The following is a 387-nucleotide window of genomic DNA, read 5'->3' as shown; positions in this document are numbered from 1 at the left end:
CCGCGGGCCTGTCTGAGGAAGAGCGGGCGCCCGAGCTGTCGTTCGAGCGTGCGGATCTGGCTGGTGACGGCGGGCTGGGAGAGGCCGAGGAGCGCGGCGGCCCGGGTGAAGGAGCCGGCCCGGTGCACCGTGACGAACGTGCGCAGCAGGGCCAGATCCATGTCCGCCCCCTCCCGGCCGTGGGGCCGTTCGACTCAGGCGGTCGGCTGACTGCGCCTCAGGACCGTCCAACTATAAATAAGTCGATAGGTCTCTGTCGCTACCGTGATTGGACACTGACGCACAGTCAACTAGCCTTGTTCAGGCGGTCTCCGCGCGTGGAACCGAGGCGTTCCGAGCCACGAGGGGGGAGGCTCGGAGCGTCTCGTTCCGTGCGCCCGGGACAGG

The 387-nt window shown here is 68.7% G+C and carries 1 protein-coding gene; it reads right to left on the bottom strand.

Going from position 1 to position 387, the window contains the following annotated elements:
• On the bottom strand, positions 1–161 hold a 161-nt coding region (locus OQ02_RS39410; protein WP_033443788.1), incomplete at its 3' end, for a helix-turn-helix domain-containing protein.
• Positions 162–387: the final 226 nt, after the last annotated feature.

It is taken from the genome of Saccharothrix sp. NRRL B-16314 (assembly GCF_000716595.1).
Classification (GTDB): Bacteria; Actinomycetota; Actinomycetes; order Mycobacteriales; family Pseudonocardiaceae; genus Actinosynnema.
The sequence above is the reverse complement of the archived record's forward strand: the minus strand, read 5'-3'. Positions and strand labels throughout refer to the sequence as shown.